Origin of the sequence: Flagellimonas oceani, assembly GCF_011068285.1 — a bacterium.
Taxonomy (GTDB): domain Bacteria; phylum Bacteroidota; class Bacteroidia; order Flavobacteriales; family Flavobacteriaceae; genus Flagellimonas; species Flagellimonas oceani.
The window spans coordinates 251,158-277,516 of record NZ_CP049616.1 but is presented as its reverse complement, the minus strand read 5'-3'; the positions used below and the strand labels follow the sequence as shown (position 1 = coordinate 277,516).

The following is a 26,359-nucleotide window of genomic DNA, read 5'->3' as shown; positions in this document are numbered from 1 at the left end:
ATCTATTTCTTATTGAGGTCTCTTTTGATGGAACCGGATACTTCGTTCACATTCTTCTTTACATCGTCGATTTCCTTGCGGATGTTCTTTGTGAAATCAGTATCCACATCATCCGTACTTTTTTGTATTTCCCGTTTAATATCGTCCGTGGCGTCCTTAAGTTGGCGCATTCCTTTGCCGAGCCCCCGGGCTATACCGGGAATCTTGTCCGCACCAAACACCATCACCACTATAAATAGGATGAAAAAAATCTCGGCTCCACTAATAAATAGAAATTGCATGGCACAAATATAATCAGAACTTCATTCCAAAATAAAAAAAGCCCCGTGAAATCACGGGGCCCTTAACAATGTTTTTTATCTACTCGTCTCCCTTGATATTTTCCTTGAACTTATCAAAGTCGGACTTCTCATCTTTCTTGGGCCAAGCGTTGTTGGTGGTGTCGATATCCGCGGTTTCCAATTTTGGGTCTACCACGATTCCCACCAATTCTTTTTGGGTGGCCATTACTCTTTTTACCTCGGCATCGTTCTTTCTCCAAATTTCCGGAGGATAGGTAATGTTTTCGGTAGTACCATCGGCATAGGTGTACTCTACGATCAATGGCATTGGAATACCTCCCGGCTTATCAAAAGTGATCTCGTAGAAATACTTTGGCTCTTTTACCTGTGCTCTTTCGGCTTCGGACATGTTGTCCATCATAAACTCCTTAAGGTTTTTCGAGGTCTCGGTCGGGGACTTTCCTTTAAGTTCAGGTAAAAAATCTTCGCTTTCTTCGTCTGCCAAATATACCAATGGTGGAAGGTCCGCCTCGGTAAGGTTCCTATCGGCCATATACTTTTCCATTTCCTTGGTAGGCTTGTTGGACACATAGTATTTTTTAACACTTGACACCCCTATATCCACATAATCGGTGGTGTAGAACCAGCTTCTCCAGAACCAATCCAAATCCACTGCGGACGCATCCTCCATGGTACGGAAGAAATCTTCCGGGGTCGGGTGTTTGAACATCCAACGCTGTGCATAGGTCTGGAACGCATGATCGAACAATTCTTCTCCCATTACGGTCTCCCTTAAAATGTTAAGTGCCGTTGCCGGTTTACCATAGGCGTTCGGGCCCAATTGGTACACATTCTCCGGGTTGGACATGATCGGGGAAATGTAACTTTGGTCTCCTGCCATGTAGGGTACAATGTCCGCTGCCTTTCCTCTTCGTGAGGGATACGCTGTATTTGGAGCTATTATCTCAGGGTAATTTTCACCAAATTCCTGCTCTGCCAAATACTGGGCAAAGGTGTTGATTCCTTCGTCCATCCATCCCCACTGACGTTCATCTGAATTGACGATCATAGGGAAGTAGTTGTGTCCCACTTCGTGGATGATCACACTGATCATACCGTATTTAACCCTGTCGGAATAGGTACCGTCCTCATTGGGACGCCCATAGTTCCAGCAAATCATCGGATACTCCATTCCCTGGTTCTTTGCATGCACGGAAATGGCCTTATGGTAAGGATAATCAAAGGTATGCTTGGAATAGGTCTGCAAAGTCTGCACCACAGCTTTGGTAGACATTTCTTCCCAAAGTGGATTACCTTCTTTTGGGTAAAGCGATACCGCCATTACATCCTTGTTTCCGATTTTGACGGCCTGCATGTCCCAAACAAATTTTCTGGACGATGCAAATGCGTAATCCCTAACGTTGGTTGCTTTAAATTTCCATGTTTTGGTATCGGTTGAAAATCCTTTTTCCGCTGCTTCGGCCTCTTCTTGGGTTACAATGATCACAGGCTTGTCATACGACTTCTTGGCCTGCTTGTAACGCTTCATCATTTCTTTGGAAAATACTTCCTCTCGGTTTTGAAGCTCCCCCGTTGCATCCAATATGTGGTCTGCCGGTACGGTTATGCTTACCTCATAATTACCAAATGGCAAAGCGAACTCTCCGCTTCCCCAGAACTGATGGTTCTGCCATCCTTCCACATCACTATAAACGGCCATTCTTGGGAAGAACTGTGCGATTACATAGGCACGGTTCCCGTCTTTTGGAAAATACTCGTACCCGGAACGTGCCCTATTTACGGTATGGTCCGGAATATTGTACCACCATTTGATGGAAAACGAAATCTTCTCACCGCTTTTTAACGGCTGTGGTATGTTTACGCGCATCATGGTCTGGTTGATGGTGTAGGACAATGGCTTCCCACTGGCATCGGTGACCGATTGTATATTGAAACCACCATCGAACGGCTCGGTGATGTACGTTTGGGCAAAATTATCGGCTGTATAGGCAATATTTACACCGTTTCCATCACGCAAAGGCGACTTTGAATCTTTGGCCCGTACATTTTGATCTAACTGTACCCAAAGAAACTCCAGATCGTCCGGTGAATTGTTATGGTAGGTTATGGTCTCCTCTCCACTGATCTTTGCATTCTTGTCATCCAACTGGATATCCATAACATAATCGGCCTGCTGTTGGTAGTAATCGGGGCCAGGGGCTCCGGATGCGGAACGATAGGTGTTGGGAGTGGAAAACTCCTCGTACAATTGTTTGAATCTACTTTGGTTGTAATGACCGGGCTCCCGCTTTTCTTTGGCATCTCCCTCTTCTTGTGCCATGACAACGGCTCCAAAAAGGAACAAGATGGAAGCTAAGGAATACTTGAATCTGTTCATTTTTTTATCTGATTTTATAGCGCTGAAAAATAACATATTTTAACCAATTGTTAAGAATACATCATAAGTTTAACATTCCTTTATTGTTCTGACGGATCAGCATAAAACTTTTTTTGTTTCCATCCCATTTTACGTGTACCACATTCTGCTGATCATCAAAGAGATCCATGAGCACCTCATTCTGGACGGACATGCTTTTTGTTTCCGATAATTTTACATTGGGAATCTCCAGATAGCAGATGACCACATCGGTATCGTACCTTTTTCCCAAAAAATTGAACTGTACGCGCTTGCCGTCCAATTCAACAGCAAATTTTGCCCTAAAATATTTTTCGATGTACTCATCGGCCAACTCGGATTCTTTTGGCGTGGCCAGTTTGGCCTCGATACCGTAACGTTCCTTCAACAATCTATCAAGGTCGTCTATAAAAACGCGGCTGGTAACCTGAAAAGCCTTATCGTCTTCCGAGTAGGCAATATTGGTTACGCTTACATAATATTTATGGGCGGATGAAAACGACAGCAACAATAGCATTACCAAAGGTAAGATTGCCATCCGTGCTTTTTTTGATGTCATCATGTGGTGTTGGACTTTAATTATGCAACAATGTTACTGTTTTAGATAACTTTCTGCAATTTACCTGCCAAACTTTTATCAGACATCAGACATCAGACATCAGACATCAGACATCAGACATCAGACATCAGACATCAGACATCTAAAAGAAATCAATCCAGATTGTTGTTTTCCCGGTACGCCCTGCTCTTTTGTATCATCACATTTAAAATTTGCAGTTTATCCTCGGATTTTATGGCTGCCTGAAAAGTTTCGTCCACTTCACAGAAATACATGAAATCATCTATTTTCTCCATGGGAATCTTCAAGGTGGACACAAAAAGTGAGTCCGTATAAAACCCTTGCACTTGCTGTGTCTGGGCATAGGTCTTATCCACTTTTACCCTATTTTTCAGCATTTTTGTACGACCTGTTATGGCATTGATCAAAGGGTCTAAGGGAGGGCTCAACAACATTCCTACATTAAATTTTCCAGCCGTGGCCTGTTGCAACCTCCTTTCGCTCTGGGTGGGTATGCGCCCGTGGGCATTGGGCAAGTTCAGCGCCTCGGCGCTTACATCCTTTCCCAATGTTACACGGTCTATGTCCTTGCTAAGGTCTCCTGTAAGATTATAGGGCGTTACCACGACCTCCCTAAGCTCGTTCACAAATTCCTGCATGGGAACCTCCACAAATTTGGAGCTGTACAAAGCCTCTGTTACCGGGAGGGATTTTCTTAAAAAATGTACCGCGGAGAACAGCAGGGTATCGTTTACCCGCACCCGAATGGAAAAATTGCCGTCCAGATCGGTGATCACGGCATCTTGGGTGGTTACATTTTGAACCACAACACCGACCACATCCTTATCGGCACTAATAACTTTACCTTGCAATATTTTCACATCACCTTCTTGGGCAAAGACCCCTTGGGCGGCAAAAATCAATAGTGCAAGCAGGCATTTTTTCATTCCTCGCCCAAAGTTTTCCTAAACTCCTTGCTTTGGGTCACCAGAAAATCGATAAGTTCAAATTCATTTTCCTTTTTCAGCAGGGTCTGGGAAGGTATTTTGTCATCGCAATACAATAGAAAAGCATCTATTTTGTCCTGAGGCAGTCTTAGGTCCACCACAAAGAACTCATCATCGTACACATGTCGCAGCACTTCGCTCACTTTTAGCGGAATTCGCTCCTGTCCATTGGCATCTTGAGACTTAAATAAAGCCTTAAAGATGTTCACAAAGTTGAGCCCATCCTTCATACCACGTGTAATCTGGGAATTGGCTATGTTCTCCACCTCGGTGCTACGATCTATTTCGTAATCGAACTGTTTAAAATCCTCGTTTTTCACCTCAAGAAAGCGTTCCTGGTTCTCCGGGCTCACCACCACTTCGTCCAATTCCTGTACCTTTTCGTCAACCTCCACCACCAAACGGTTGTTGGCCAATATCCCGGGAGTAATCTCCACCACTTCCAATTGGTAGTTGATGGCGGTGAACACAAGTTGGTCGCCCTCCTTTACCTCGATCATAAACTCCCCGTTATCATCGGTAATGGTGGCATGCCCGCTGGTTGAATTGATAACGTTCTCGTTGGGCACATTGGAACTTCTGTAAAGCACCTTGCCCCGCAGCATTTGGCGGGAATCCTGTGCCATGGACAAGCCAGATATCAGTAAGGAGAACAATATCAAAAATGTGTGTTTCATCGGAAAATATTTAGTACAAGATAAAGAAAACCCTTGGAGGGCATATAAAAAATTACGGGGTTCTAAACTTTTGTTAATTATGATTCCTACAAATATAACCAAAGGCAATTCCATTCACCCTTGAATTTAGTGTTTGGACGGTATTTATTATAAAAATTCGGGTATAAGTTTAGTTTTGTCCTTTACGTTTGGAGAATCCTCAAATAAGCAAACACTGTGAAAACTTCAATAATCTACACCATTATAGGCCTATTGGCGATCAACTCGCTGTGTGCCCAGGTAAAAATAGGTGATGACCCACAAAATTTGGACCCCACTTCCATTTTGGAACTGCAAAGCGCCAACCGAGTACTGGTGATCACCCGCGTAACGGATGCGCAAATGAACGCCATAAGCCCGCTAAATGGGGCAATGGTTTACAATACGGACGATGAATGCCTTAACTATTACAATGGAGCAGAATGGATCAATATCTGTGAGGCGCTGGACGATTCGTTTACCGTGAGCACCCGGGACGATTATTTGAGCCAATTGTATTCCAACACCTTGGATAGTACAGTGGTGGTTTCCGTGACGGATAACGGCGACGGAACCATGAACTATAATTTTGAAGTCGGGGAAATAAACGGACGTAACATACAGGACTTTTCCATTGAAGGAAGGGACATTGCCAACCGCACCATTGGCGGGGAAAAAATTGGAAGCCGATCCGTTGACCCTTTACGGATATTTAACAACGGGGACGACCTTGCCAGACAACTTATTTTATGGAACGGCAATGCAGGACCCGATGGGGAATGGCAGCGAATCCCTGAAACCGACCTACAGCTTTCTGAAGTGGATGGGATTGTGGGGAATGAAGTAGTAGGCCCTTTTGATACCACCTTAAAACTTGAAGGTACCGGAGATGAGATTGACCCATATACTCTGGACGTTTCCGAAGGTGGGATTACTGACTTCGAAATTGCAACTGGAGCCGTAACTTCTGATGAAATATTGAATGGTACTATACTTGAAGAGGATATAGCGAATGATGCTGTGACATCCCTAAAAATACTAGATGGGGAAATAGCCGATGCCGATATTTCCACAACTGCTGCCATTCTTGGAACAAAGATCGATCCAAACTTCGGAGCCCAAAATGTCGCAACAACCGGGACCCTTGGAGCCGGGAACACGACAATAACAGGAAACCTCTCTACAACTGGAGCCGCAACCATTGGAGCAAATACAATAACAAATGTGGACGGAACAAACGGACAGGTACTGACTACGGATGGAGCAGGAAATACAACTTGGCAAGATCCTAGCCCCACGGCAGTTCAAACGACAGCGGCAATCGACGGTAACGGACTTACGGGCAATCCACTTGATCTGGCCGATGATGCCGTAACAACCGATAAAATACTTGACGGGGAAATAGCCGATGCCGACATTTCCACAACTGCTGCCATTCTTGGAACAAAAATCGATCCAAACTTCGGAGCCCAAAATGTCGCAACAACCGGGACCCTTGGAGCCGGGAACACGACAATAACAGGAAACCTCTCTACAACTGGAGCCGCGACCATTGGAGCAAATACAATAACAAATGTGGACGGAACAAACGGACAGGTACTGACTACGGATGGAGCAGGAAATACAACTTGGCAAGATCCTAGCCCCACGGCAGTTCAAACGACAACGGCAATCGACGGGAACGGACTTACGGGCAATCCACTTGATCTGGCCGATGATGCCGTAACAACCGATAAAATACTTGACGGGGAAATAGCCGATGCCGATATTTCCACAACTGCTGCCATTCTTGGAACAAAGATCGATCCAAACTTCGGAGCCCAAAATGTCGCAACAACCGGGACCCTTGGAGCCGGGAACACGACAATAACAGGAAACCTCTCTACAACTGGAGCCGCGACCATTGGAGCAAATACAATAACAAATGTGGACGGAACAAACGGACAGGTACTGACTACGGATGGAGCAGGAAATACAACTTGGCAAGATCCTAGCCCCACGGCAGTTGAAACGACAACGGCAATCGACGGGAACGGACTCACGGGCGACCCACTTGACCTGGCCGATGATGCCGTAACAACCGATAAAATACTTGACGGGACTATTCTGGAAGAAGATATAGCAAACGGAGAAGTGACACCTGTCAAGATAGCTGCTTCTGCAACAGACGGCGATGTTCTTACCACAACAGGAGGCACTGTTAGTTGGCAACCTCCTGCAGTCGTAGCAATGGGCAAAGTAAATGGGGATGGTAGCCCTGCCAAAATGAATGGAGCAACGGCGACAAGAAACAGTCTAGGAAATTATACGGTAACTTTTGCCACTGCAAGACCTGATGCGGATTACATTATTCAGCTAACACTATACGGAGCACCAGCGGGATCAACCATTCAAGTAGAAAATCAATCCAATATAGGTTTTACTGTATCAATAACATCAACTCAACCAAGCTTCATTGCGGTAAGCCCACCTTTCACTACTGATTTAGGAGGTTCAACTCCACAACATACTCATACGGGATTTGTAGACCCATTTCCAATAGTGGATAATTTAGCTTTTTCACCTATAGATGCTATTTGGTATTTCACAATTACAGATTTCTAACCCTTGAAACCCTTCCTCCACATAGCGTTTTTGTTATCGGTCAGCTTTGCTGTGGCCCAAAGCGGGCTGTACAATAGCGGTAACTTTACCGTGCACAACGATGCCCAGATAGGACTGTATGCCGATTTGATCAACGATGCCAACTTTGACCAGAGCAATGGCCTTATTGGTTTTTACGGCAACCGCCCCATCATTGTTTCCGGGAGCATACCGCCCACGCTGTGGGACACCGAGATTATGATGGACAGCGATGTGTTTTTGCAAACCCCGCTCATGGTCAGGAACAACGTCAATTTTATTTTGGGCAATTTTTTAACGCCCACCAACATACCCGCCGTCAAGCTCAATTTTATGGAAGATGGGTTCTTTACCGGGGAAAGTGACGTATCCAAGGTTACCGGATTTGCCGAGGTGAACAACCGTAGTGTGTTTTCGTTCCCCGTCGGTGATGAGCAGCAGCTCCGTCCATTAACCATGAATGCCCAAGGTGCGGCCCCCTCGGCCATTTGCGCCTATTTTTTTGAGAATCCCTCCGCCCCATCCTCTATTTTGGAAAGTTTTGATACGGAAGAAAAAGTAAACAACATTGGCGAGGTATCCGAAAGGGAATTTTGGATCCTTCAAAGTAGTGCCCCCACACAGGTCACCATTTCGTGGAACACCCGAAGCAACTTGATCGGTATTCCAAATGCCACGGCCGAGTCCTTGATCGTGGTAGGCTGGAGCAAGGCATCCAACCAATGGGTCATTATCGGCAATGCTGCGTTCAGCGGCGATATCACCAACGGGTTTGTGACCTCCGAAACCTTTGTGCCCAACGATTACGCGGCCATTACCTTTGGTACCGTTCCACTACCTACCGATACCTTTGCCGTGAACAATCCCACTCTGGGCGATTACTTTTTGAGCCCGAACGGCGACGGCACCAACGATTTTTTGGTGATCGATGGCATGGAGGAGTCACCGAACAACAGTTTGCGCATCTTTAATCGCTACGGACAAAAGGTTTTTGAAAAAATAAATTACACCAACGAGTTCCGCGGTGTTGCCAATACAGGCTCCATGGTTCCAAGTCCAGCCAACGGACTGCCGGAAGGCGTCTATTTTTATCTGGTTACCTTGGACGACCTTGGACTGGAGTACACGGGCTTCCTTTTCTTGGACAAGTAAAAGCAAATATTTGCCCTGCAATTTTTCAAAAGCTGGAATTAAAAATACTTCTTAACTTGGGGCAAAATTTGTTTCATGAAAAGAAGGACTTTCATAAAAAATACCGCAGCATCTGGCATGGCCTGTGCCCTGCCCCCTATCTTTCCTAACTTTTACGGCCCCGATTACACCACCGAAGAGCTTATGGGAAAAGCAGAGATCGAGCTTTTTGGAGAGGGCATCAATTTAAGGGAAGAAGCCTACACCTCCTTTTTGGAAATGAAGAAAGCTGCCTATTCCGACGGTTTTGACATTAAAATGGTGTCCAGTTTTCGTGATTATTACCATCAACAACGTATTTGGGAACGCAAATACCTAAAATACACGCAAGAATCCGGCATGTCGCCGTTCGATGCCATTGAAAAAATCATAGAATATTCCACGATTCCCGGAACCAGCAGGCACCACTGGGGCACGGACATCGATATTATAGACGGATTCCCACAAGCATCGGGAGATGTACTGGTCCCGGAAAAATTTGGGGCGGGCGGCCCTTACGAAGGACTTAAGCTTTGGTTGGACGAAAACTCGACCAAATATGGGTTCTATCTGGTCTATACGGACAATCCCAGAAGAAGAGGGTTCAAATACGAACCTTGGCACTATAGTTATGCCCCTATCTCCATTCCCATGCTAACGGCCTATCGAAAACTCAATGTACTAAAACTGTTACAGGAAGAGCGTTTTTTGGGTATCGAACACTTTACTGCGGGATTTATAAAGACCTATGTCCAGGATAATATTTTGGACATCAACCCTGTATTGCTGTAGCCGATTTTTTGTATCTTCAACTAACTAGAACACTACACCATGAGAAGAGGAAGTTGGAGGATACGTATCCTTATCGGTTTGGCGATCGTTGCCTTTGCTTTCATCCGCCGATGCAGCAACCAAGAAGAAAACCCGTACACCGGACGAACCCAGAACATAGACATGACGGCAGAGCAAGAGATTGCCATCGGACTCCAAAGTGCTCCTGAAATGGCGCAGCAGCACGGTGGGCTTTATCCTGATGAACGCCTTCAAAATTTAGTGGACAAGGTGGGCAACAAACTCGTCCAGAACAGTGTGGCCCGGGAAACCCCGTACCGATACGAATTCCATTTGTTGGCGGACGACCGCACCATTAATGCATTTGCCTTGCCGGGCGGGCAAATATTCATCACCTATGCCCTGTTCTCCCAGCTCAACGAAGCACAACTGGCCGGTGTTCTCGGGCACGAGATAGGCCATGTGATCGGCAGACATTCCGCTGAACGTATCGCCGAGAGCAGTTTTTGGCAGACCTTGGCCACTGGTGCATCGGTAGGTGGCGACATGGGGAGTGTGGTCGCAGGTATTGGACAGAACACCCTTTTGACCAACGGTAGGGGCGACGAACTGGAAAGCGATGATCTTGGCGTTTTGTTTATGATCGAATCGGGTTACGACCCCAACGAAATGATCGAGGTAATGAAGATCCTAAAATCCGCTGCCGGACCAAACAGGGTCCCTGAATTTCAGAGTACCCACCCCGACCCCGAGAACAGGATCGAAAAAATAAAGGAGGCCATCGACAAATATTCAGGTCGATAGAATCGGCGGTTCGTCGATAAAAAAAGTGCTTTGTCTTTATTTCCGTATCTTTGGGTAAACCCGAATCTTACATACGTTCTCTTGATCTTTTATGCTGTAAAAAGAGAGAACATATGGGAACACTATTACACTTTAAAGATCTCTATTTAGAGGCATTTGACGATTGCAAACCAAGCTATGTCGTATTCTTTTTAAAAGGATACTCCATATTTTGCGCGGTCATGTTGTTCATGGCCTTTTACGCATTTTTGTACAGAGCTTTTACAGGCTTTGAATTCTAAGCCGCGAGACACACTCTTTTGCAAGGACACTAAATATGTAAAATGAGCAAAGGCCTCACCCTTTCGGGTGAGGCCTTTTTAGTTCGACGAATAAACTCCTTTTCTATTTTTTCATAGCAGCTTCCAAAACGGCCTGCGCCTCGGTAGCATTGGACAATTTTGCGTATTTGATGGCCGTCATACCACCATCGCAACGTTTTTTAAGGTCAGCACCATTGGCAATGAGTACTTTTAAAACTTCGGCCTTGTTGTAACGGGCCGCATAATGGATAGGAGCTTTCCCCAAGGATTTTTGGTTGACATCCTCCCCTAATTCAATCAATTTTTTAACGGTGTCCACATCGCCCTGCATTACGGCCTTGCAAAAACTGCTTAGCTCATCCGGGCTGATCAGTTCAATGGAGGTTCCAAAATCGCTTGTTCTGAGTTCGTTGGCAGATACGCCGCTTAGTGCCAGCATGGAAAATGCAGCCACTGTGAAAATTGTTTTTTTCATGATGATTGTTTTTGATTAATGAATTTACTTGCTATAAAAATAGACTTCTCAAAACATAGGATGTTACACGATTAACAGTTAAATAACTTATTTTTAACAACTCCTCAATTTTATCATAAAATAATTAACAAGTTCATAATTAGAATTTTAACAAAAAACTAGGGCATCCAAGGAGAACATTTTATTTTTGCAGTACAATATTTTACTATGCACAAAAAGGTTATTCTTATGATTTTGGACGGCTGGGGAAAATCTCCAGACCCAAAAGTTTCGGCTATCGAAAAGGCCAATACACCATTCATCGATTCACTCTACACCAAATACCCCAATGCCGACCTGCATACCGACGGAATGAACGTTGGTCTGCCCGAAGGACAGATGGGAAACAGCGAGGTAGGACACATGAACCTTGGTGCGGGAAGAATCGTATACCAAGATTTGGCCAAAATCAACAAAGCCGTAAAAGAAGACACCTTAAAGAACGAGAAAGTACTAAAAGAAGCCTTTGACTACGCCAAGGCCAACAACAAACCGGTACATTTTTTGGGCTTGGTGAGCGATGGTGGTGTACACAGCCATATCGACCACCTAAAAGCACTGATAAAGGCGGCCGACGAAAGTGGGGTGGAAAACTCCTTTGTCCATGCATTTACCGATGGCCGTGATGTGGACCCCAAAAGCGGAAAAGGATTTTTGGTTGATTTGGACAACTATTGTGCCGATAAAAAGACCAAGTTGGCCACTGTTATCGGCCGGTACTATGCCATGGACCGTGACAAACGTTGGGAGCGCGTTAAAATGGCCTACGATGTACTTGTAAACTCTGATGGCGAAAAAACGCAGCATATCGGCGAGGCCATGCAAAAAAGTTATGACGAGGGCGTAACCGATGAGTTCATCAAACCTTTGGTATTGACAGATGCTGCCAATGTACCGGTTGCAAAAATCCAAGATGGTGACGTTATCGTCTTCTTCAATTTTAGGACCGACCGTGGCCGTGAGCTTACCCAAGCGTTGAGCCAGCAGGATTTTCATGAGCAGAACATGCACAAACTGGATCTGTACTACGTGACCATGACGAATTATGATGAATCCTTCAAGGGAACCAAGATCATATTCAACAAAGAAAACATCAAGGAAACCCTTGGTGAGACCCTTGCCAAAAACGGCAAAAAACAGATACGTATCGCCGAAACAGAAAAATATCCGCACGTAACCTTCTTCTTTAATGGAGGACGCGAGGAACCGTTTGATGGCGAAGAGCGAATCCTTTGTCCATCACCAAAGGTGGCCACTTACGACCTTCAACCGGAAATGAGCGCATACGATATCCGTGATGCCATAATTCCCGAACTAAAAAAGGGAGATGCCGATTTTGTCTGCCTCAACTTTGCCAATCCCGATATGGTAGGCCACACAGGTGTCATGGAAGCCGCTGTTAAAGCATGTGAAACCGTTGACCAATGCGCCAAGGACGTGATTACGGCCGGTTTGGAGAACGGCTATTCCACTATCGTAATCGCCGATCACGGAAACTGCGACACCATGATCAATCCAGATGGCAGCCCCAATACGGCGCACACCACCAACCCGGTGCCACTTATTATGGTGGACAATGACATCAAGGAGGTCAAGAGCGGTGTTTTGGGAGATATTGCACCGACCATTTTAAAAATGATCGGCGTTCCACAACCCGAATTGATGACACAAAAACCATTGGTTTAGGCAAACATTCCTCAAAATCCCCAGAATCAATTTATCTTTGCGGCTATGATTCAAGTAAAAACAGCAGAGGAAATTGAGTTGATGCGCGAGAGCGCTTTAGTGGTATCCAGAACTTTGGGCATGTTGGCCAAGGAAATCAAGCCTGGGGCCAATCCGTTGAAATTGGATAAAATGGCGGAAGAATTTATCCGTGAGCAAGGTGCCGTACCCGGTTTTTTGGGCATGTACGACTTTCCGAACACCCTTAACTGGAGCCCGAACGCGCAGGTGGTACATGGAATACCCGGTAACGAAGCCCTGAAAGATGGCGATATTGTTTCTGTGGATTGCGGAGCAATTAAAAATGGCTTTCATGGCGACCATGCCTATACTTTTGAAGTGGGCGAGGTAGCGGAGGAAACCAAAAAATTGCTCAAGGTCACCAAAGAATCGCTTTACTTGGGAATCAGAGAATTTAAACTGGGCAACCGTGTGGGCGATGTGGCCTATGCCATTCAAAAATATACCGAGGACCATGGCTATGGCGTTGTACGCGAATTGGTAGGACATGGTTTGGGAAGGGAGCTTCACGAGGACCCTCAAATGCCAAACTACGGGAAGAGGGGTCGTGGCAAAAAATTTGTCAATGGAACCGTTGTGGCCATCGAGCCGATGATCAATATGGGCACAAGGCGAATAAAACAACTTAAAGACGGTTGGACCATACTAACAGCAGATGGCAAGCCAAGCGCCCACTTTGAACACGATGTGGCCCTTGTGGACGGGAAACCAGAACTATTGTCCACGTTTCAATATATTTACGATGCCTTGGGCATTACCAGCGACGAAGAGGATGAGTTCCGAAGCAAAAAGTTGGTGCTTTAAGTGAGTTTCTGATAAAAATTTGTCAATTCGAGTGATTTTTAGGAGTGAAACGGAGAAAAATTGTATCGAGAATTGAAGTATCACAAGAAAACCTCCAGTCCTCGACCTGCCGGCAGGCAGGTATTTTTTACTTCAGGAAAAAAATTCAAACTGACATTTTGTTTGACATCTGTAGTCAAAATTTACCATAGGCAATAATCATTTAATCCGTGTCAAAAATTTTTAAATACTTCCTAAATCTGATTCCTAGGCCCTTACTGATCAGGTTAAGTTATTGGGTGAGACCAATAATCGCGTTATCACTCAAAGGGAACAGATTCACAGACCCGATTGACGGTAAATCATTTAAGAAATTTTTGCCCTACGGTTATGAGAACCCTAGAGAGAATGTACTTTCCCCCTCTACCCTTTCCTTGGAACGTCATCGGTTATTATGGCTGTACCTAAAGAACGAAACGGATTTTTTCAACAAGCCTATAAAATTGCTGCACTTCGCCCCGGAACAGGCATTTTACAAACGCTTTAAAAAGTTGGATAATCTGGAATACACAACAACGGACCTCAATTCGCCACTGGCGGATGTAAAGGCGGATATCTGCAACTTACCCTTTCAAGATGCTTCTTTTGATGTGATTCTGTGCAACCACGTATTGGAACACATTCCCGATGACACCAAGGCGATGCAGGAGCTTTACCGTGTACTAAAACCGGGAGGATGGGGCATCTTTCAAATTCCGCAAGACTTGAAAAGGGAAAAAACGTTCGAAGACGATACCATTACCGATAAAAAGGAGCGCGCCCGTATTTTTGGCCAATATGATCATGTCCGCATCTACGGAAGGGATTATTTTGATAAGCTCCGCAACATAGGTTTCACTGTGGAAGAAGTGGATTACACTAACATGCTTCCAAAACAAAATGTTGAAAAATACCGCTTGGCGAAAGGTGAGATCATCCCTATTGTTCGCAAAGGTTAATCCATTTGTATTCCTTTCAATTTGTCTAGTTTAGCAATTATACCCCAGTTTTGTTGATATTGTTCATCTCCTGTCAGTATCATTAACAAGTTATTTTTCCCTTGCAATAAATTAAGGTTCAGGCTTTCATTATCCACAAACACCCTTCCTTCTTCTTTTTCCATATCCATTTCCTTATTGAAAATAACCTCATTGTTCAATAGCACTATTAAATGCTTCGCAAAACCAATATGCATCCCAACATCTTGTTTGCTTTCTGAATGAATGGTCGTTTTCAATGCAACACTACCTTTCATTTGGCCAATAAACCTACTGACATTGAGCAATCCATCAACATCAGTTTCCACAGATTTCCATGTAGCATCATTTTCTTGAATAGAATCCAACTGGGAAAGGGTTCCATTTTCATTCTTAATAAATTTTGGGGAAATCTGCCATTTCTTAATGTAATTATCAGAAAGCACGTCTTCTCTATTGTTCTTAATCGACAAAGTACCATCTCCCAAATCCTTTATTGAAACATTGGTGAAAAAAGCATCAAAAAATTGATTTCTCAGGCTAATATCTCCTGCTTTCACATCTCGTTTCAATTTCACGGTCATTTTTGGCACCTCCATATCTAGGACATAAACAGAAGCTCGGTCTCCAACAACTATAATTTTGATATGTGACCATACATTTGGATTCCACAATTCCCAATTCGTAGCTGTTTTCCTTAAAAAACTTCCTTTAAACTGCTCTGCATCGCCAATACCCCAAGTTTTTTCATTTACCAATTGCACTTGGGCATTTGGGGAATACCCCACTCCTTTTTCTTTTAGTTTTAAGCGCAGACTATCGCTTATTACCCCCATTTTCAAATAGTTTTCAATGGATAATGGGAAGGATGCTATCTTCTCTTCCATAAAAGTGGCACTTGCCTCATATTTGGGATAGTTGTACAATTGCCACGGTAAACTCCCATTAAAAATGGGTATGTATTGAAGTGCATCTTTCTTATTACTTGAATTTTCCCTGAAATAGATCAGTTCATAATTTTCTTTGTCCTGGCCTCGGAATCCCAATCCCGGCATAACAAATCCAATTACATCAAATTCAATTTCAAAATCCTTAAACGTTTTATTTTTGAGGTAAGCAATATGTCCCTTAGGTAAGTGAAGCGCTATTTTATCATTATACTCTACCGTATCAATGAATTGTTCGTTACCCTCTTTATCCACAACGTTCCATTGGAACTGCGTAAATGGCAGTTCTTGCATTTGGTTGTCGTTTTTGCGCTTTTGTGTACATGAAAATTGGAAGAATAAAGTGCAACAAAGCAATAACATATAGATTTTCGTTCTCATTATATGATCTTTTTTAATTACTATTGATTGATAATTTTCAAATGTATTATTGAACAATACTCTAAAGGCACACAGACTTGTTCATTTTTGTTCAAGTTGATTCATCATTATGAACACTCCTGAATCGGAAGATTACAAGAAACATATCGCGCATTGCTTTTTACTGGTTTCCAAAAAGTTATCTCGAGGCCCCATAGCATTATGGGGCACCCGTGACTTTCAGGTTCTGAGTGAATCCATACAGGAAGAAACGGGCATTTTATTGAGTATTTCCACACTAAAGCGTTTGAGCGGGCGCGTACGTTATAAATCAAGACCTAACAGTAGCACTTTGGATACTTTGGCAAAGTACATTGGATATGATGATTGGAGGGTTTTTTCAAATAGCCTTGAACCTGACAAATCAATGGTTGTAAAAGAAAAGAAAAGAATTGGCACAACCACATTCTTTATATACACTACAGCAACCATATTCCTGATTTTGGTTGTTTCTTCCTATTTACTTTTACAGAACCGTGCCAAATATTACAGTCCAAATGATTTTGCATTTTCTATTAAATCCGTCACTACAGGATTACCAAACTCGGTAGTCTTCAAATACAATGCTTCCATAGCAGATGAAAAGGACAAAATTGAAATTCAACAGGACTGGGACAAAAGAAAAAGAGTGGCTGTCAACAAAAATGACAGCATTCTGACCAGTATCTATTATAGACCGGGTTTTTTTAAATCAAAACTTGTGGTCAATGATTCCATTGTTAAAGAAAAAGATGTTTTCATCCCATCCAACGGTTGGTTGGCCACTATCGAAACAGATTCCATACCGGTGTATTTAAATCTTGAAAATGAACTTTCCATAGACCTTGATATGTTAAAAGTCCATGGAATAGACCCCCGTACCAGCAAAACCATTGTGGGGCTTTATCAAGTAAGGGATTTTGGCGAACTATACACTGATGAATTTGAACTGACGACCTCTTTTCAAAACAACTTTCAATCGGGGAATACTCCTTGCCAAGTAGCGCAACTGACAATTATCCATGAAGATGGGCCAATTGTAATCCCTGTTTGCAACAAGGGTTGTATTTCAGAAATTTCCTTGTTTGCTTTTGATAAACAGATAAGCGGAAAGAAAAATGATCTTTCGAATTTCGGTGTGGAACCTACTGACCTGGTTCAATTAAAATGCCTATCAAAAGATCAAAAAATGATTATTGCAATCAATGGAAATCATGCGTATACTTTTGATGTCACCGAAAAAAGAAGTAAAATACTAGGTATTGGTTTTTTCTTTGAAGGAACAGGTTTAGTTAAAAATGTAAGAATCAAAAAAAACAATAAAATTTTATACGACTCCAACAACTAAATCATAAATACACCATTACCTCTTTACCAAAGCTTCGAAACCCGGCGTAAAAAACTCCTTTGTCTCCCCTTTTTCATCCAAATAAATGATGTAGGCTTCCAACTCATCGTGATTTTCCAGCACCTGTTTGGAATCATTTAAATCCATCGCCATAAACGAAGTGGCATACGCATCAGCAACCGCACAGGTTTTCGCCACCACGCTTGTGGCCAGCACATTGGAATTCTTGGTATATCCTGTTTTGGGATTGATGGTGTGCACGTACTTCTCGCCCGTTTCTGGATCCACCCTAAACTTGCGATAATTGCCCGATGAGGCCATGGCAACATCTTCCAAGGAAACGATCTGTTTTAATTGACGGCCAGTTTCCACTTGAGGGTCATCGATTCCAACGGACCATTGTTTTCCAGAGTCGATATTGGTGCCTTTGGCCAACACTTCACCCCCAACTTCCACTAAATAATTTTGAATACCCTTAGCATCCAACATAGCGCCCAATCGGTCTATGGCATACCCTTTGGCAACGGCATTAAAATCAAAACGGATTGATGGATGTTTCTTCGATATGGTATTATCAGGATTCAATTTCACCTTCTCCCATCCCACATAACCCAATAAGCTGTCCACACGAAGGCTGTCGAGCTCCATTTGCTCGCCCGGCCCAAATCCCCATGCATTGGCCAAAACACCGATAGTGGGGTCAAAATAGCCGTTGGAAGCCTTGTGCACCTCACTTGAAACATCAAAAACCTCTTTGAACATATCATCCACGATAATAGTGGAATCACCCTCATTGATCTTGGAGATGTCGGAAGAAGGGATATAGGTGGACATGGACTGGTTGAGCACCTGAAAAACGGAGTCTATTTCCTGCTGATAATCCAACTCCTTATCGGCAATATAAATAATGGAGTAAGTGGTGCCCAAGGCATTTCCCCAAGCTTGGTTCTTGAACTGTTCTTTCTTCTGATTACAGCCAACAAACAATACGACCAATCCAAATAACTGTATGATCTTTCTCATCTAAATCTCTATTAATCCTTGATAGTCCACTACATATTCTTCATCCAAATACAATGGTTCCGTCCTGTCCGATGCATTGGAGAGTCCAACCCCTGCAAAATAGGTGCGTGCCTCGAACTTTTCGGCGTGATCTTTGACCGTGCGCATCAATTCTTCATCATATTCCCTTGGATTCAGTGGAAATTCCACATTGCGCACTACAATAAAATGCAGCACCTTTTCCTTAAGACACACATACTGTGGATTCTTTTTAAGCTTACTGTTGATGGCCATAAATTCAAAACCATCCGCCTCTAGCTCCCGTCCCACAATATTCATGGCCAAGTTGTGCAGTTCCTGCTCTGTTAGTTCTCTTCCCATAGTCAACAAAAAGACCGATGCTCAAGAGCATCGGTCTGGTTTTATTTATACCTCTCGGCAATGCTCGAGGTGTGATTGTATATTTTGGAATTATCCTCCAAAGTCATCGAATCTGATATTCTCATCCGGAATACCAAAATCCTCACCCATTTTCTGAACAGCTTTGTTCATCAACGGTGGCCCACAAAAATATAGTTCAATATCCTCTGGGGTCTCATGATGGTTCAAGTAGTTATCGATAACACAATTGTGTATGAAACCAACAAAACCATCACCGTCATCATCAATGCTTTCCTTCACTTTCCAATTGTCTTCTTCCAATGGCTCGGAAAGTGCCATGTAAAACTTGAAGTTCGGGAATTCATTTTCCAGTTGTTTAAAATGGTCGATGTAGAACAATTCACGTTTGGAACGACCACCATACCAGTAGGTCACTTTCCTATCGGTCTTCAATGTTTTGAACAAGTGGTACAAGTGGGAACGCATCGGCGCCATACCGGCTCCACCACCCACGTAAAGCATTTCTGCTTCGGACTCATTAATAAAGAATTCACCGAACGGTCCAGAAATGGTTACTGGATCACCTTCCTTCAAACTAAAGATATAGGAAGAGGCAATACCTGGATTCACATCCATCCATCCGTTTTTGTTACGATCCCAAGGCGGGGTCGCAATACGCACGTTCAACATAATTTCCCTTCCTTCGGCCGGGTAAGAGGCCATGGAGTACGCCCTTTCAACAGTCTCGGGATTCTTCATCACCAATGGCCACAAGTTGAACTTATCCCACTCAGCTTGAAACTTGTCCGGTGTCTCATGTTCTTCTGGGTGGGCGGTAATGTCAATATCTGAATATTTTACTTCGCAAGGTGGAATCTCAATTTGGATATATCCACCTGCCTTATAGTTCATGTCTTCTGGAATCTCCACCACAAACTCCTTGATAAAAGAGGCCACGTTGTAGTTACGGACCACTTTGGCATCCCATTTTTTGATACCGAACACCTCTTCCGGGATAGTGATGTTCATGTCTTGCTTTACCTTAACCTGACAGGCCAAACGTGCGCCTTCGCTCAATTCCTTTTTAGAGAAATGCGGTGTTTCTGTGGGCAGGGCCTCTCCTCCACCGGAAAGTACATGACATTCGCACTGGATACAGGTTCCACCTCCACCACATGCGGATGGCAAGAATATTTTTTGGTTACCCAAGGTCGATAGCAAAGACCCTCCCGAACCGACTTCCAATTCCTTTTCACCATTGATGGTGATGGTTACTGGACCTGATGGGGATAGCTTTTCTTTGGTGAACAGCAAAAGTGCCACCAAAATCAACAACAAAACAAGAAACGCTACTACGGTAATTAGAATAGTACCTCCGGTACTTGCGGCTAATATCATCTTCTATTTGTTTATGGCTTCGTTATAAGAGATTGCTTTTTCTTTGTCCTCAATCTCTTTTTTGATTTCTTTCTCTTCCTTGGTTTCCGCGGTTGTGGTCTGGGTTTCCTCTGGCGGCTCGTTGTCTCCTGTGAGCATACCTCCAAAGCTCTGGAACCCGATTCCCATTAAACCGGTGATTATAAACGTGATTCCCAGACCGCGCAATGGTGCGGGCACATTGGAATATCTAATTTTCTCACGAATGGCGGCAATGGCCAAAATAGCCAGGAACCATCCGATACCGGAGCTGACCCCATAGTTCAAGGCCAGACCTATATTTGGAATATCCCTGGTCTGCATAAAGAGCGAACCGCCCAAAATGGCACAGTTTACCGCAATCAACGGCAAAAAGATACCCAATGAGTTATACAATGAGGGAGAAAATTTTTCCACTACGATCTCTACCAATTGTACCATAGTTGCAATGGTGGCAATAAATAGGATGAACGATAGAAAACTAAGGTCGTAATCCGCATACTCCGGGCCCAACCAAACCAATGCCCCATCTTGAAGCAAGTATTTGTCCAACAACCAGTTCAATGGAACGGTAACACCCAACACGAATATTACGGCAGCTCCCAATCCTACTGCGGTAGAAACTTTTTTGGATACGGCCAAATAGGAACACATTCCCAAAAAGACCGCAAACACCATATTGTCTACGAAGATTGATCTAAAAAATAGTTCTAAATGCTCTAACATGCTTCCTTGGTTTATGCTTCTTCAATTAATGCTCTATTTCTGGAACGTTGCACCCAAATTATGATTCCCACAACGATCAATGCGGCCGGGGGGATGATCATAAAACCATTGTTCTCATAGCCGATGGAATACAATCCTGTTTTGGCGATGGGATCACCCAACACTTTCATTCCAAAAAGGGTTCCCGAACCCAAGAGCTCCCTAAAGAATCCTACGATCACCAAAATGACACCATATCCCAGTGCATTTCCAATTCCGTCAAGGAATGCCCTACGGGGACCGTTGCCAAGGGCAAATGCCTCAAAACGTCCCATAATGATACAGTTGGTGATAATAAGTCCGATAAATACCGACAAGGTCTTACTTAGGTCGTAGGCAAAAGCCTTTAGTACTTGATCCACGATAATCACCAGGGCGGCAACCACGACCAACTGTACAATAATTCTAATTTTTGAAGGTATTATATTTCTTATCAGCGAAATTACCACGTTACCGACCCCCATTACAAACAATACGGATATTGCCATTACCACAGAAGCCTTAAGCTCCGCAGTAATTGCCAGGGCAGAACATATTCCCAATACCTGGATGGTAATCGGGTTATTGTCCGCCAACGGGTCCTTTATCAGGTTTGCGTCTTTTTTTGATAGTAGCGCCATATTAATTGGTTCTAATAGTTTGTAAATAAGGTTTGTATAGCTTTAGGCTCTCCTTGATCATTGCGGTAACACCATTACCTGTAATGGTGGCTCCGGCCAAAGCATCTACTTGATTATCTTCTTTTTCGTTGTTCAAAGGATCATTGTTTCCCTTGGCAACTTCCACCCCTACATAGGTATTGCCATCAACAACCAGCTCTCCTTCAAAATCATCCATAAAAAATCTTTGCTTGATGTTGGCCCCAAGTCCGGGAGTCTCTCCACGGTGATCAAAATATACACCTTTTATCTCCATGTTCTCATCTACGGACATGTACCCCCAAATGGCATCCCAAAGTCCTTTTCCGAACATGGGGATGATGTAGAATTTCTCTCCGTCCTTTTCGCCGATCAATAAAGGAAGTTCTGCCTTTTGGCCACTTTTTGCCTTGGCCAGAGCTTTTTCAACATTGATCAAGTAGGCATCCTGCTTTTCTACGGCCTCGCTGCCTTCCAATACCAATTGTTGGGTGATATATTTTGAAAATGCGTCTTCCACTTCAGAGGTAGGAATAAAGGAAACATCGCCATCGCCTTCATTTTCGTTGACCCCCATGGCATAAAGGATGTTCTGTTGCTTTTCAAAGCGCTCGTTCTCATCGATCATTGGCTTTAGGCCAGATGCAACGAATGCCAATAGCGAACCCACTACAATAACCATTAAGACTGCAAAGACTACAGTGTAGCTATTTTTTTCTGTATTGACTGCCATAATTAAGCTGTTTCCGTTTTTAGTGTATCAACCTCATCCGAAGGTTTTGGATATATGGTTGCTGTCTTAAATCGTTTTAATCTCTTCTTAATGTTGCCTTTTACCACGTAGTGATCAATGGTCGGTGCAAATACGTTCATCAACAAGATGGCCAAGAACACCCCTTCCGGATATCCTGGGTTGAACACCCGGATCATTACCGAAAGTAACCCGATAAAGAACCCGTAGTACCATTTGCCTTTATTGGTCTGCGATCCTGTTACGGGATCGGTGGCCATAAATACGATACCAAAGGCCAATCCGCCGACCAACAAGTGCTGCCAGTAGGGGAAGCTCATCAATGTATAGAATTTACTGTATTCGGGCAACCATCCGGCATCCACGATACCGTTGAAGATAAGTCCCATGGCCAATGCGCCTATTACGGCACTTACCATAATTCTCCACGAAGCTATTTTTGTGAATATCAAGAATAGTGCTCCCAACAAAATCAATAAGGTTGATGTTTCACCAACGGAACCAGGAATAAATCCATAGAACATATCCGATAGTGAGTACGAATATTCGGCACCTTGCGCCAAGGAACCCAGAACGGTTTCACCGGATATGGCATCCGCGGTCCCGGCTCTTTGAACACCTTCGTGCACCCAAACTTTGTCACCGCTCATCCAAGTTGGATAGGCGAAGAACAAGAAGGCACGAATAGTCAGGGCAGGGTTCAAAATGTTCATTCCGGTACCACCGAAAACTTCTTTTCCGATAACAACCCCGAATGCTATGGCAATGGCCAGCATCCAAAGTGGCGTATCCACGGGTATGATCAACGGAACCAACATCCCGGTCACCAAATAGCCCTCTTCCACTTCGTGACCCTTGATCACAGCGAACAAGAATTCGATGGCCAGACCCACTCCGTAGGACACAATAACCAATGGCAAAACGGTAGTAACGCCCACCCAAAAGTTATCCCATGTCAAAAAGTGATCAAAAAGTGAAAAATTCTCCGGAAAACCGTTTATGGCGGAATAATGCTGGTAACCTGCGTTGAACATTCCGAACAGCAAACAGGGCACCAAAGCCAAGATTACCGTGTTCATTGTACGCTTTAAATCATCCGCAGCCCGAACATGCGCCCCCGAATGGGTGGTTTCGTTCGGCGTATAAAGAAAAGTATGCAGCGCATTGAAGGCCGGGGCCATTTTTTTGCCCTGATACTTTAGTTTTAACTGATGTAATTTTTCTTTCATGCCCATATTATCCAAGTTCTTTTTGCAACAAATCCAATCCTTCCCTGATTATTTGTTGGTGTGGTTGTTTTGATATGCATATGAATTCCGTCAACGAGAAATCCTCGGGTGCCACTTCATAAAGCCCCAATTGTTCCATTTCATCCAAATCCTTCACCATACAGGCTTTCAACAACTGAAGCGGGTAAATGTCCAAAGGAAAAACCTCCTCATACCTTCCCGTTACCACAAAAGCCCTGTGCTCTCCATTGGTGTTGGTATCGAGGTCATATTTCTTTTTGGGCTGCAACCACGAAAAGGTCAATGCCCTTGTAGATGAAATTTTGTTGAACACGGGCTTGTTCCAACCGAAAAACTCGTAATCATCCCCTTCCGGGATAGCGGTTACCGTATTGTTGTAAAACCCTAAATGTCCTTCGGTATGCGTTTTGGCACCGGTAAGCACGTCTCCATTGATCAACCTGAACCTATCCTCATTGACGCCGCTTGCGTAAAGGAAAGTCGAGATTTCAGCGCCGATCTTGGTCTTGTAATATTTCGGTTGCTTTACCACCGATCCGGCCAAGGCCACGATTCGTTCGGCATTGAACTTACCGGTCATGACGAGCTCGCCCAACATTACCATGTCCTGTGGCGACAACGTCCAGACAACCTCCCCTTTGTTCACGGGGTCGATTTTGTTGATCTGCGTTCCTACCAATCCTGCTGGATGGGGCCCGGAAATCCGATGGAGCTCCACCCCTTTAATATTGACGAACGGCGACCTATTGGATTTTCCGATGGTCACGTGTATTTTTCCGGGTGTCATCTTGCTCAGCGCAGTCACTGCCGCCTGGATCTCCTGTTCCTTGTTCTCAAGCACAAAATCAGGGTCCGCTGCCAATGGCGCGGTAGCATATCCAGAAACAAAAATCGCTTTTGGAGTTACATCGGGGTCAGCGATCACATCGTAAGGTCTTTGTTTGATGAACGGCCACCCCCCACACTGCAATAGGTAGGATTTAATGGCTTCCCCATCGGCCGTATCCAAATCCGGCACCTTGTTGATCATGTAATCTTGTTCTTTATCGGCAAGAATTTTCAGGGTTAAAATCCTTCTTCTTGCTCCCCTTACAATTTCCACAAGTTCTCCACTCACTGGGGAAACGAAATGCATTTCTTCGTTGTTCTTGTTATAAAAGAGGGGTTCGCCCGCTTTTATCTCTTCCCCTTGTTTTATCAACATTTTTGGAGTGATTCCGTGGAAATCATCTAGGTTCAGGGCGTAAACGTTACTTGTAACGGCTTTGGAAATAGTCTGCTCTGCCGCCCCGACGAGGTTGATGTTCAACCCCTTTTTAATCCGGATGTCTTTAGACATATTATTGTAGACCTTTTGTTATCAAAATCGAACGCAAAAATAGTACTAAAAGGATTGTTTTCATAATAATTAACCATAAAATTGGGATTATAACGAGCTTGACTCCCCAGATAACTTTTTGTTTACCTTTACCTAAAATTTATGCCCTTGATACGTTTTACCAAAATTCTGTTTCTCTTTGGTTTGATGACCTCTTCTGCTTTTGGACAGGCCCTAGAGGAAAAAAACCCTCCCCCGAATATAAAATCGGTGGTTTTTAAAGGTCCTACGGAGGACCAGTTTCCCGTGATAAAACTGGGCGAACCGATAACTTTGGAGTTTGACGACCTTACTGCGAACGAACAAGATTACTATTACAAAATTGTGCACTGCGATTACGATTGGACTCCATCGCAATTGCTTAAATCCCAATACCTCTCGGGAGCGGACAACCAACGAATCATCGATTACGAGAACAGTTATACCACGCTTCAGCCGTACTCGAACTATCGGCTCACCATACCTAACGAAAATGTTAAATTGACCGTTACGGGAAATTTTGTGCTCGAAATCTACAATAGCTACGGCGATTTGCAATTCTCCAGAAGGTTTGTGGTATTTCGCGATGCGGTGTCCGTTGCCGCCACCGTAAAAAGATCAAGGGACTTTAATTATCTCAATACAAAGCAGGTGGTGCAGTTCAACATCAATACTGCGGGCTTTAATGTGGTAAACCCCAAAAACGAGATCAAGGTCGCCATCATTCAAAACCATCAATGGCCCACGGCACTTTATAATATCAAACCGCAATTTACCATAGGAACGGAGCTGGTATATAAATATAACGAGGAAACGAGCTTTTTCGGTGGCAACGAATATCTCAACTTCGACACAAAGGACCTGCGCTCCCCGACCTTTGCCATTTCAAACATAGAAATGAGGGATGTGTACCACCATTACCTGTTCACCAATGAATACCGGTTTGATCAAGAATACACCTATTTCCCAGACATTAACGGGGATTTTGCGGTTCGTACGCTACAGGGCGACGATGTCTCTCGCGAAGCGGAATATTCCATGGTCCATTTTAGCCTGCCCTACTCCAATATGATCGGGCTGGACAATGTGTACGTTATCGGAAAGTTCAACAATTATGCCCTCGAAGAAGAGAATAAAATGATATTCAACGAAGAAACGGGAAAGTTTGAAGCTACCTTGCCCATAAAGCAGGGATTCTACAACTACAAATATGTGGTGCAGCGCGAAGATGGGTCCATTGAACCCAATTTGGTAAGCGGAAATTTTCATTTTACAGAGAACAACTACCTTATTCTGGTTTATTATCGGGATTTCGGAGATATGTACGACAGTATTATAGGTATAGGCTCAACAAACTCCCAAAATATCAGTAATTAATTATCTTTAGACCCAAATCCT

The 26,359-nt window shown here is 43.8% G+C and carries 25 protein-coding genes; 10 read left to right on the top strand and 15 right to left on the bottom strand.

The window, feature by feature from the left end; all coding sequences use genetic code 11:
• Positions 1–2: 2 nt before the first annotated feature.
• The 5 genes from GVT53_RS01255 to GVT53_RS01235 form a co-directional block, all read right to left on the bottom strand.
• On the bottom strand, positions 3–281 hold the full coding sequence (locus GVT53_RS01255; protein WP_166247056.1) for a Sec-independent protein translocase subunit TatA/TatB: 279 nt from the start codon (positions 279–281) through the stop codon (positions 3–5).
• 79 nt (positions 282–360) lie between these two features.
• A complete protein-coding gene (locus tag GVT53_RS01250; RefSeq protein WP_166247055.1) occupies positions 361–2,679 on the bottom strand; it encodes a M1 family metallopeptidase in 2,319 nt (772 codons plus the stop codon).
• Positions 2,680–2,740: 61 nt separating this feature from the next.
• The gene (locus tag GVT53_RS01245; protein ID WP_166247054.1) at positions 2,741–3,259 is read right to left on the bottom strand and encodes a DUF6702 family protein; all 519 of its coding nucleotides are present in this window, start codon (positions 3,257–3,259) and stop codon (positions 2,741–2,743) included.
• Positions 3,260–3,408: 149 nt separating this feature from the next.
• Positions 3,409–4,203 (bottom strand): carboxypeptidase-like regulatory domain-containing protein, encoded by a 795-nt coding sequence (locus GVT53_RS01240; protein ID WP_166247053.1) that lies wholly within the window; start codon positions 4,201–4,203, stop codon positions 3,409–3,411.
• Positions 4,200–4,940, bottom strand: coding sequence for a carboxypeptidase-like regulatory domain-containing protein (locus GVT53_RS01235; protein ID WP_166247052.1), 741 nt, complete (start codon positions 4,938–4,940; stop codon positions 4,200–4,202). Before GVT53_RS01235 ends, GVT53_RS01240 begins: the two co-directional genes overlap by 4 nt.
• 216 nt (positions 4,941–5,156) lie before the next feature.
• Here GVT53_RS01235 and GVT53_RS01230 point away from each other — a divergent pair, with 216 nt between their 5' ends.
• From GVT53_RS01230 to GVT53_RS01210, 5 genes are all read left to right on the top strand, one after another.
• On the top strand, positions 5,157–7,562 hold the full coding sequence (locus GVT53_RS01230; RefSeq protein WP_166247051.1) for a beta strand repeat-containing protein: 2,406 nt from the start codon (positions 5,157–5,159) through the stop codon (positions 7,560–7,562).
• Positions 7,563–7,565: 3 nt separating this feature from the next.
• Positions 7,566–8,732 carry a gliding motility-associated C-terminal domain-containing protein gene (locus GVT53_RS01225; RefSeq protein ID WP_166247050.1) on the top strand — a complete coding sequence of 389 codons (1,167 nt, stop codon included), beginning with the start codon at positions 7,566–7,568 and terminating at the stop codon, positions 8,730–8,732.
• Between the two features lie 75 nt (positions 8,733–8,807).
• Complete coding sequence (locus tag GVT53_RS01220; protein ID WP_166247049.1) at positions 8,808–9,542, top strand: M15 family metallopeptidase; 735 nt, start codon at positions 8,808–8,810, stop codon at positions 9,540–9,542.
• 39 nt (positions 9,543–9,581) lie between these two features.
• The gene (locus GVT53_RS01215; protein WP_166247048.1) at positions 9,582–10,346 is read left to right on the top strand and encodes a M48 family metalloprotease; all 765 of its coding nucleotides are present in this window, start codon (positions 9,582–9,584) and stop codon (positions 10,344–10,346) included.
• 113 nt (positions 10,347–10,459) lie between these two features.
• A complete protein-coding gene (locus tag GVT53_RS01210; protein ID WP_166247047.1) occupies positions 10,460–10,627 on the top strand; it encodes a DUF6747 family protein in 168 nt (55 codons plus the stop codon).
• Between the two features lie 103 nt (positions 10,628–10,730).
• Here GVT53_RS01210 and GVT53_RS01205 read toward each other — a convergent pair whose 3' ends face one another.
• On the bottom strand, positions 10,731–11,123 hold the full coding sequence (locus GVT53_RS01205) for an ankyrin repeat domain-containing protein (RefSeq protein WP_166247046.1): 393 nt from the start codon (positions 11,121–11,123) through the stop codon (positions 10,731–10,733).
• 207 nt (positions 11,124–11,330) lie between these two features.
• On the opposite strand from GVT53_RS01205, the gene gpmI reads away from it, so the two are divergent.
• The 3 genes from gpmI to GVT53_RS01190 all read left to right on the top strand — a co-directional run bounded on the left by gpmI (position 11,331) and on the right by GVT53_RS01190 (position 14,689).
• Positions 11,331–12,848, top strand: coding sequence for a 2,3-bisphosphoglycerate-independent phosphoglycerate mutase (gene gpmI / locus GVT53_RS01200; RefSeq protein ID WP_166247045.1), 1,518 nt, complete (start codon positions 11,331–11,333; stop codon positions 12,846–12,848).
• 45 nt (positions 12,849–12,893) lie between these two features.
• Positions 12,894–13,712 carry a type I methionyl aminopeptidase gene (map, locus tag GVT53_RS01195; RefSeq protein WP_166247044.1) on the top strand — a complete coding sequence of 273 codons (819 nt, stop codon included), beginning with the start codon at positions 12,894–12,896 and terminating at the stop codon, positions 13,710–13,712.
• 209 nt (positions 13,713–13,921) lie between these two features.
• A complete protein-coding gene (locus tag GVT53_RS01190) occupies positions 13,922–14,689 on the top strand; it encodes a class I SAM-dependent methyltransferase (protein ID WP_166247043.1) in 768 nt (255 codons plus the stop codon).
• Here the strand turns inward: GVT53_RS01190 and GVT53_RS01185 are convergent.
• Positions 14,686–16,092, bottom strand: a complete 1,407-nt coding sequence (locus GVT53_RS01185; RefSeq protein ID WP_166247042.1) for a hypothetical protein — start codon at positions 16,090–16,092, stop codon at positions 14,686–14,688. The two genes, GVT53_RS01190 and GVT53_RS01185, sit on opposite strands and share 4 nt — an antisense overlap.
• A gap of 52 nt (positions 16,093–16,144) precedes the next feature.
• Here GVT53_RS01185 and GVT53_RS01180 point away from each other — a divergent pair, with 52 nt between their 5' ends.
• Positions 16,145–17,401, top strand: a complete 1,257-nt coding sequence (locus tag GVT53_RS01180) for a hypothetical protein (RefSeq protein WP_166247041.1) — start codon at positions 16,145–16,147, stop codon at positions 17,399–17,401.
• Positions 17,402–17,416: 15 nt separating this feature from the next.
• Here the strand turns inward: GVT53_RS01180 and GVT53_RS01175 are convergent, their stop codons facing one another.
• From GVT53_RS01175 to GVT53_RS01140, 8 genes are all read right to left on the bottom strand, one after another.
• Entirely contained in the window at positions 17,417–18,424 is a 1,008-nt protein-coding gene (locus tag GVT53_RS01175; protein WP_166247040.1) for an FAD:protein FMN transferase, read from the bottom strand.
• Positions 18,425–18,784, bottom strand: a complete 360-nt coding sequence (locus GVT53_RS01170; protein ID WP_166247039.1) for a Na(+)-translocating NADH-quinone reductase subunit F — start codon at positions 18,782–18,784, stop codon at positions 18,425–18,427.
• A gap of 90 nt (positions 18,785–18,874) precedes the next feature.
• Entirely contained in the window at positions 18,875–20,182 is a 1,308-nt protein-coding gene (gene nqrF, locus GVT53_RS01165) for an NADH:ubiquinone reductase (Na(+)-transporting) subunit F (RefSeq protein ID WP_166247038.1), read from the bottom strand.
• Between the two features lie 3 nt (positions 20,183–20,185).
• Complete coding sequence (gene nqrE, locus GVT53_RS01160; protein WP_166247037.1) at positions 20,186–20,926, bottom strand: NADH:ubiquinone reductase (Na(+)-transporting) subunit E; 741 nt, start codon at positions 20,924–20,926, stop codon at positions 20,186–20,188.
• An 11-nt stretch (positions 20,927–20,937) separates the two neighbouring features.
• Positions 20,938–21,585 carry an NADH:ubiquinone reductase (Na(+)-transporting) subunit D gene (locus GVT53_RS01155; RefSeq protein WP_166247036.1) on the bottom strand — a complete coding sequence of 216 codons (648 nt, stop codon included), beginning with the start codon at positions 21,583–21,585 and terminating at the stop codon, positions 20,938–20,940.
• A gap of 1 nt (position 21,586) precedes the next feature.
• The gene (locus tag GVT53_RS01150; RefSeq protein WP_166247035.1) at positions 21,587–22,336 is read right to left on the bottom strand and encodes a Na(+)-translocating NADH-quinone reductase subunit C; all 750 of its coding nucleotides are present in this window, start codon (positions 22,334–22,336) and stop codon (positions 21,587–21,589) included.
• Positions 22,337–22,338: 2 nt separating this feature from the next.
• Positions 22,339–23,589, bottom strand: coding sequence for an NADH:ubiquinone reductase (Na(+)-transporting) subunit B (locus tag GVT53_RS01145; protein WP_166247034.1), 1,251 nt, complete (start codon positions 23,587–23,589; stop codon positions 22,339–22,341).
• A 1-nt stretch (position 23,590) separates the two neighbouring features.
• Complete coding sequence (locus tag GVT53_RS01140) at positions 23,591–24,943, bottom strand: Na(+)-translocating NADH-quinone reductase subunit A (protein WP_166247033.1); 1,353 nt, start codon at positions 24,941–24,943, stop codon at positions 23,591–23,593.
• Positions 24,944–25,093: 150 nt separating this feature from the next.
• Here GVT53_RS01140 and GVT53_RS01135 point away from each other — a divergent pair, with 150 nt between their 5' ends.
• Complete coding sequence (locus GVT53_RS01135; RefSeq protein ID WP_240905213.1) at positions 25,094–26,338, top strand: type IX secretion system plug protein; 1,245 nt, start codon at positions 25,094–25,096, stop codon at positions 26,336–26,338.
• Positions 26,339–26,359 lie beyond the last annotated feature (21 nt).

What these genes read in the sequence shown, in the direction of transcription:
- nqrF (WP_166247038.1), bottom strand. Translation starts at nt 20,182, where the DNA reads ATGATATTAGCCGCAAGTACCGGAGGTACTATTCTAATTACCGTAGTA.
- GVT53_RS01205 (WP_166247046.1), bottom strand. Translation starts at nt 11,123, where the DNA reads ATGAAAAAAACAATTTTCACAGTGGCTGCATTTTCCATGCTGGCACTA.
- map (WP_166247044.1), top strand. Translation starts at nt 12,894, where the DNA reads ATGATTCAAGTAAAAACAGCAGAGGAAATTGAGTTGATGCGCGAGAGC.
- GVT53_RS01145 (WP_166247034.1), bottom strand. Translation starts at nt 23,589, where the DNA reads ATGGGCATGAAAGAAAAATTACATCAGTTAAAACTAAAGTATCAGGGC.
- GVT53_RS01255 (WP_166247056.1), bottom strand. Translation starts at nt 281, where the DNA reads ATGCAATTTCTATTTATTAGTGGAGCCGAGATTTTTTTCATCCTATTT.
- GVT53_RS01250 (WP_166247055.1), bottom strand. Translation starts at nt 2,679, where the DNA reads ATGAACAGATTCAAGTATTCCTTAGCTTCCATCTTGTTCCTTTTTGGA.
- GVT53_RS01220 (WP_166247049.1), top strand. Translation starts at nt 8,808, where the DNA reads ATGAAAAGAAGGACTTTCATAAAAAATACCGCAGCATCTGGCATGGCC.
- GVT53_RS01150 (WP_166247035.1), bottom strand. Translation starts at nt 22,336, where the DNA reads ATGGCAGTCAATACAGAAAAAAATAGCTACACTGTAGTCTTTGCAGTC.
- GVT53_RS01175 (WP_166247040.1), bottom strand. Translation starts at nt 18,424, where the DNA reads ATGAGAAAGATCATACAGTTATTTGGATTGGTCGTATTGTTTGTTGGC.
- GVT53_RS01140 (WP_166247033.1), bottom strand. Translation starts at nt 24,943, where the DNA reads ATGTCTAAAGACATCCGGATTAAAAAGGGGTTGAACATCAACCTCGTC.
- GVT53_RS01235 (WP_166247052.1), bottom strand. Translation starts at nt 4,940, where the DNA reads ATGAAACACACATTTTTGATATTGTTCTCCTTACTGATATCTGGCTTG.
- nqrE (WP_166247037.1), bottom strand. Translation starts at nt 20,926, where the DNA reads ATGTTAGAGCATTTAGAACTATTTTTTAGATCAATCTTCGTAGACAAT.
- GVT53_RS01170 (WP_166247039.1), bottom strand. Translation starts at nt 18,784, where the DNA reads ATGGGAAGAGAACTAACAGAGCAGGAACTGCACAACTTGGCCATGAAT.
- GVT53_RS01240 (WP_166247053.1), bottom strand. Translation starts at nt 4,203, where the DNA reads ATGAAAAAATGCCTGCTTGCACTATTGATTTTTGCCGCCCAAGGGGTC.
- GVT53_RS01210 (WP_166247047.1), top strand. Translation starts at nt 10,460, where the DNA reads ATGGGAACACTATTACACTTTAAAGATCTCTATTTAGAGGCATTTGAC.
- GVT53_RS01215 (WP_166247048.1), top strand. Translation starts at nt 9,582, where the DNA reads ATGAGAAGAGGAAGTTGGAGGATACGTATCCTTATCGGTTTGGCGATC.
- gpmI (WP_166247045.1), top strand. Translation starts at nt 11,331, where the DNA reads ATGCACAAAAAGGTTATTCTTATGATTTTGGACGGCTGGGGAAAATCT.
- GVT53_RS01155 (WP_166247036.1), bottom strand. Translation starts at nt 21,585, where the DNA reads ATGGCGCTACTATCAAAAAAAGACGCAAACCTGATAAAGGACCCGTTG.
- GVT53_RS01245 (WP_166247054.1), bottom strand. Translation starts at nt 3,259, where the DNA reads ATGATGACATCAAAAAAAGCACGGATGGCAATCTTACCTTTGGTAATG.
- GVT53_RS01180 (WP_166247041.1), top strand. Translation starts at nt 16,145, where the DNA reads ATGAACACTCCTGAATCGGAAGATTACAAGAAACATATCGCGCATTGC.